Source organism: Microbacterium sp. ER1 (assembly GCF_023383675.1).
GTDB lineage: Bacteria > Actinomycetota > Actinomycetes > Actinomycetales > Microbacteriaceae > Microbacterium.
In genome coordinates this window covers 1-5500 of the sequence record NZ_QCXO01000104.1, presented here as the reverse complement: position 1 = coordinate 5500, position 5500 = coordinate 1, and the positions used below count along the sequence as shown (strand labels likewise).

The following is a 5500-nucleotide window of genomic DNA, read 5'->3' as shown; positions in this document are numbered from 1 at the left end:
CTAAAAGGAGTCCGGCGGTGTCCTACTCTCCCACAGGGTCCCCCCTGCAGTACCATCGGCGCTGTGAGGCTTAGCTTCCGGGTTCGGAATGTGACCGGGCGTTTCCCTCACGCTATGGCCGCCGAAACACTATTGATGTTTCAATCAAACCTAAAGCAATGATGAATCATTGTTGAAGGTAGTTCTCGACCGTACATCGAGAACCACTCAGTGGACGCAAGCACCAACAAACGGCGTGTTATCAAGTCATCGGCTTATTAGTACCAGTCAGCTGCACACGTTACCGTGCTTCCACATCTGGCCTATCAACCCAGTAGTCTGGCTGGGAGCCTCTCACCCGAAGGTATGGAAGTCTCATCTTGAGGCCGGCTTCCCGCTTAGATGCTTTCAGCGGTTATCCATCCCGAACGTAGCTAATCAGCGGTGCTCCTGGCGGAACAACTGACACACCAGAGGTTCGTCCAACCCGGTCCTCTCGTACTAGGGTCAGATCCTCTCAAACTTCCTACGCGCGCAGCGGATAGGGACCGAACTGTCTCACGACGTTCTAAACCCAGCTCGCGTACCGCTTTAATGGGCGAACAGCCCAACCCTTGGGACCTACTCCAGCCCCAGGATGCGACGAGCCGACATCGAGGTGCCAAACCATGCCGTCGATATGGACTCTTGGGCAAGATCAGCCTGTTATCCCCGAGGTACCTTTTATCCGTTGAGCGACAGCGCTTCCACAAGCCACTGCCGGATCACTAGTCCCGACTTTCGTCCCTGCTCGACCTGTCAGTCTCACAGTCAAGCTCCCTTGTGCACTTACACTCGCCACCTGATTGCCAACCAGGTTGAGGGAACCTTTGGGCGCCTCCGTTACTTTTTGGGAGGCAACCGCCCCAGTTAAACTACCCACCAGGCACTGTCCCTGAACCGGATTACGGTTCGAAGTTAGATATCCAGAGTGACCAGAGTGGTATTTCAACAATGACTCCACGGTAACTGGCGTCACCGCTTCAAAGTCTCCCACCTATCCTACACAAGCCACACCGAACACCAATACCAAGCTGTAGTAAAGGTCACGGGGTCTTTCCGTCCTGCTGCGCGTAACGAGCATCTTTACTCGTAATGCAATTTCGCCGAGTTCGCGGTTGAGACAGTTGGGAAGTCGTTACGCCATTCGTGCAGGTCGGAACTTACCCGACAAGGAATTTCGCTACCTTAGGATGGTTATAGTTACCACCGCCGTTTACTGGGGCTTAAATTCTCAGCTTCGCCTTGCGGCTAACCGGTCCTCTTAACCTTCCAGCACCGGGCAGGCGTCAGTCCGTATACATCGTCTTGCGACTTGGCACGGACCTGTGTTTTTAGTAAACAGTCGCTACCCACTAGTCTCTGCGGCCTCCAAACGCTTTCGGAGCAAGTCCTAATACGTCGAAGGCCCCCCTTCTCCCGAAGTTACGGGGGCATTTTGCCGAGTTCCTTAACCACGATTCTCTCGATCTCCTTGGTATTCTCTACCTGACCACCTGAGTCGGTTTGGGGTACGGGCGGCTAGAACCTCGCGTCGATGCTTTTCTCGGCAGCATAGGATCATCCACTTTTTATCCGCATCGTGTCTCAGCCTGTATGAGTCGCGGATTTGCCTACGACTCGGCCTACGCACTTGCACCAGGACAACCATCGCCTGGCTTGGACTACCTTCCTGCGTCACACCTGTTAATACGCTAACCGCACCAGCATGGGGTCACGTGCTCCCCTCCACGGTGTCACCCGAAGGCGACGATGTGAAGGCTCGGACGTTTAGCACCACTGGATTAGCTTGGGCGGTTCTTCGCCGGTACGGGAATATCAACCCGTTGTCCATCGACTACGCCTGTCGGCCTCGCCTTAGGTCCCGACTTACCCAGGGAAGATTAGCTTGACCCTGGAACCCTTGGTCTTTCGGAGGACGTGTTTCTCACACGTCATTCGCTACTCATGCCTGCATTCTCACTCGTGTAGCCTCCACGGCTGGTTTCCACCGCCGCTTCGCTGGCCACACGACGCTCTCCTACCCATCAACACGGCTGGACCACGAAGGCCTACCAATAATGTCAATGCCACAACTTCGGTGGCGTGCTTGAGCCCCGTTACATTGTCGGCGCGGAATCACTTGACCAGTGAGCTATTACGCACTCTTTCAAGGGTGGCTGCTTCTAAGCCAACCTCCTGGTTGTCAGAGCAACTCCACATCCTTTCCCACTTAGCACGCGCTTTGGGACCTTAGTTGGTGGTCTGGGTTGTTTCCCTCTCGACTATGAAGCTTATCCCCCACAGTCTCACTGCTGCGCTCTCACTTACCGGCATTCGGAGTTTGGCTGACGTCAGTAACCTTGTAGGGCCCATCGGCCATCCAGTAGCTCTACCTCCGGCAAGAAACACGCAACGCTGCACCTAAATGCATTTCGGAGAGAACCAGCTATCACGAAGTTTGATTGGCCTTTCACCCCTATCCACAGCTCATCCCCTCAGTTTTCAACCTAAGTGGGTTCGGTCCTCCACGACGTCTTACCGTCGCTTCAACCTGGCCATGGATAGATCACTTCGCTTCGGGTCTAGGACATGCGACTGAATCGCCCTATTCAGACTCGCTTTCGCTACGGCTACCCCACACGGGTTAACCTCGCCACATATCGCTAACTCGCAGGCTCATTCTTCAAAAGGCACGCTGTCACACCTACCAGGGGTGCTCCAACGGTTTGTAAGCAAACGGTTTCAGGTACTATTTCACTCCCCTCCCGGGGTACTTTTCACCTTTCCCTCACGGTACTTGTCCGCTATCGGTCATCTGGGAGTATTTAGGCTTATCAGGTGGTCCTGACAGATTCACACGGGATTTCACGGGCCCCGTGCTACTTGGGATACTCTCCACGCCAGAACACGCATTTCGACTACGGGGTTGGCACCCTCTATGACCGGCCTTTCAAGACCGTTCGTCTATACGCTTCTGTAACGTCGCCAGCTCGGCAGAACTGACTGGTGAGTCCCACAACCCCGAATATGCAACTCCTGCCGGATATCACACACACTCGGTTTAGCCTGATCCGGTTTCGCTCGCCACTACTAACGGAATCGCGGTTGCTTTCTCTTCCTGTGGGTACTGAGATGTTTCACTTCCCCACGTTCCCTCTACCCGCCCTATATATTCAGGCGGGAGTCACTAGGTCGGCACGCCGCCCAGCGGGGTTTCCCCATTCGGACACCCTCGGATCAAAACTTGCTTATCAGTTCCCCGAGGCTTATCGCAGATTGCTACGTCCTTCTTCGGCTCCAGATGCCAAGGCATCCACCGTTTGCTCTTAAAGACTTGAAATCACATGAGTTTGAATCAAAAACCCGACCAGTCCGAAGACTGAATCAGAAATTGACTAATGATCTTTAAGATCATCTTGCGCAACTGATCAAAGACCAGTTGCAAGATGCTCGCGTCCACTGTGTAGTTCTCAAAGTACGGGCGGTACCCCTCACCACCTCCCCAACCGGAGAGACAACAAGAGGCCCAGAGGTACAGACCAGATCCCGAAAGACCCGCATCCGGTCCCTCAGGACCCAACAGCGTGCAGGCACCGAAACCCATCCCCCCAACGTTCCTGCAGCAAGCTGCGTACTAATCAGAGAAACAATCTCGATGCCATGTCAAATGTTCCACCCATGAGCTCCCAGCGAAGAACGTGTGCCTTCGATCTGGGTTCTGGACGCCGAAGCGTCAGATGCTCCTTAGAAAGGAGGTGATCCAGCCGCACCTTCCGGTACGGCTACCTTGTTACGACTTAGTCCTAATTACCGATCCCACCTTCGACGGCTCCCTCCACAAGGGTTAGGCCACCGGCTTCAGGTGTTACCGACTTTCATGACTTGACGGGCGGTGTGTACAAGACCCGGGAACGTATTCACCGCAGCGTTGCTGATCTGCGATTACTAGCGACTCCGACTTCATGAGGTCGAGTTGCAGACCTCAATCCGAACTGGGACCGGCTTTTTGGGATTCGCTCCACCTCACGGTATTGCAGCCCTTTGTACCGGCCATTGTAGCATGCGTGAAGCCCAAGACATAAGGGGCATGATGATTTGACGTCATCCCCACCTTCCTCCGAGTTGACCCCGGCAGTATCCCATGAGTTCCCACCATTACGTGCTGGCAACATAGAACGAGGGTTGCGCTCGTTGCGGGACTTAACCCAACATCTCACGACACGAGCTGACGACAACCATGCACCACCTGTTTACGAGTGTCCAAAGAGTTGACCATTTCTGGCCCGTTCTCGTATATGTCAAGCCTTGGTAAGGTTCTTCGCGTTGCATCGAATTAATCCGCATGCTCCGCCGCTTGTGCGGGTCCCCGTCAATTCCTTTGAGTTTTAGCCTTGCGGCCGTACTCCCCAGGCGGGGAACTTAATGCGTTAGCTGCGTCACGGAATCCGTGGAATGGACCCCACAACTAGTTCCCAACGTTTACGGGGTGGACTACCAGGGTATCTAAGCCTGTTTGCTCCCCACCCTTTCGCTCCTCAGCGTCAGTTACGGCCCAGAGATCTGCCTTCGCCATCGGTGTTCCTCCTGATATCTGCGCATTCCACCGCTACACCAGGAATTCCAATCTCCCCTACCGCACTCTAGTCTGCCCGTACCCACTGCAGGCCCGAGGTTGAGCCTCGGGATTTCACAGCAGACGCGACAAACCGCCTACGAGCTCTTTACGCCCAATAATTCCGGATAACGCTTGCGCCCTACGTATTACCGCGGCTGCTGGCACGTAGTTAGCCGGCGCTTTTTCTGCAGGTACCGTCACTTTCGCTTCTTCCCTGCTAAAAGAGGTTTACAACCCGAAGGCCGTCATCCCTCACGCGGCGTTGCTGCATCAGGCTTTCGCCCATTGTGCAATATTCCCCACTGCTGCCTCCCGTAGGAGTCTGGGCCGTGTCTCAGTCCCAGTGTGGCCGGTCACCCTCTCAGGCCGGCTACCCGTCGACGCCTTGGTGAGCCATTACCTCACCAACAAGCTGATAGGCCGCGAGCCCATCCCCAACCGAAAAATCTTTCCAAACGCAGACCATGCGGTCACGTCACATATCCAGTATTAGACGCCGTTTCCAGCGCTTATCCCAGAGTCAGGGGCAGGTTGCTCACGTGTTACTCACCCGTTCGCCACTGATCCACAAGAGCAAGCTCCTGCTTCACCGTTCGACTTGCATGTGTTAAGCACGCCGCCAGCGTTCATCCTGAGCCAGGATCAAACTCTCCGTAAAAAAGAAATGCATACGAACCGGGGAAAAACCGGAACGCAGCGAGTTTGATGCTGACCAAAGAGACGAATTCATTGCTGACTTCATCCGTTGCCAACCCCACAAAGAGGTTGGTCTTTGATCCAAAGGAATTCTCACCCAGCCGAAGCTAGACGAGGATAATTTGGCATTTGACAAGTGCACGCTGTTGAGTTCTCAAGGATCGGATGCTCCCACGACCCAGCCATCAC

3 rRNA genes are annotated in these 5500 nt (G+C 54.6%); all 3 read right to left on the bottom strand.

The window, feature by feature from the left end:
* Positions 1–9 precede the first annotated feature (9 nt).
* Positions 10–126, bottom strand: a 5S ribosomal RNA gene (gene rrf, locus BV453_RS01940).
* A gap of 111 nt (positions 127–237) precedes the next feature.
* Positions 238–3340: ribosomal RNA gene (locus BV453_RS01935) — 23S ribosomal RNA — on the bottom strand.
* Positions 3341–3748: 408 nt separating this feature from the next.
* Positions 3749–5273, bottom strand: a 16S ribosomal RNA gene (locus BV453_RS01930).
* Together the 16S, 23S and 5S rRNA genes form the textbook arrangement of a ribosomal RNA operon.
* Positions 5274–5500 lie beyond the last annotated feature (227 nt).